Annotated in this window: 1 rRNA gene; it reads left to right on the top strand. The window is 59.6% G+C overall.

Features of this window, described 5'->3' with window-relative positions:
• Window positions 1-1,166 (top strand): 16S ribosomal RNA (locus C492_RS04130); the annotation flags it as partial.

Genomic DNA, 1,166 nt, shown 5'->3' with positions numbered 1-1,166 from the left:
CCGGCGCGACAGGATGTGGCTGCGGCCGATTAGGTAGACGGTGGGGTAACGGCCCACCGTGCCAGTAATCGGTACGGGTTGTGAGAGCAAGAGCCCGGAGACGGTATCTGAGACAAGATACCGGGCCCTACGGGGCGCAGCAGGCGCGAAACCTTTACACTGCACGCCAGTGCGATAAGGGGACTCCAAGTGCGAGGGCATAGCGCCCTCGCTTTTCTGCACCGTAAGGTGGTGCAGGAACAAGTGCTGGGCAAGACCGGTGCCAGCCGCCGCGGTAATACCGGCAGCACGAGTGATGGCCGCTGTTATTGGGCCTAAAGCGTCCGTAGCTGGCCAGGCAAGTCTATCGGGAAATCTCCCCGCTTAACGGGGAGGCGTCCGGTGGAAACTGCCTGGCTTGGGACCGGAAGATCCAGAGGGTACGTCCGGGGTAGGAGTGAAATCCTGTAATCCTGGACGGACCACCGGTGGCGAAAGCGCTCTGGAAAGACGGATCCGACGGTGAGGGACGAAAGCTCGGGTCACGAACCGGATTAGATCCCCGGGTAGTCCGAGCTGTAAACGATGTCTGCTAGGTGCGCCACAGGCTACGAGCCTGTGGTGTGCCGTAGGGAAGCCGTGAAGCAGACCGCCTGGGAAGTACGTCCGCAAGGATGAAACTTAAAGGAATTGGCGGGGGAGCACTACAACCGGAGGAGCCTGCGGGTTAATTGGACTCAACGCCGGACATCTCACCAGCATCGACAGTAGGAGTGACGGTCAGTGTGATGAGCTTACCAGACCTACTGAGAGGAGGTGCATGGCCGCCGTCAGCTCGTACCGTGAGGCGTCCTGTTAAGTCAGGCAACGAGCGAGACCCGCACTCCTAATTGCCAGCAACACCCTTGTGGTGGTTGGGTACATTAGGAGGACTGCCAGTGCCAAACTGGAGGAAGGAACGGGCAACGGTAGGTCAGTATGCCCCGAATGTGCTGGGCAACACGCGGGCTACAATGGTCGAGACAGTGGGATGCAACCCCGAGAGGGGGCGCTAATCTCCGAAACTCGATCGTAGTTCGGATTGCGGACTGAAACTCGTCCGCATGAAGCTGGATTCGGTAGTAATCGCCGTTCAGAAGACGGCGGTGAATACGTCCCTGCTCCTTGCACACACCGCCCGTCAAAGC

Source organism: Natronococcus jeotgali DSM 18795 (assembly GCF_000337695.1).
Lineage (GTDB): Archaea > Halobacteriota > Halobacteria > Halobacteriales > Natrialbaceae > Natronococcus > Natronococcus jeotgali.
The sequence above is the reverse complement of the archived record's forward strand: the minus strand, read 5'-3'. Positions and strand labels throughout refer to the sequence as shown.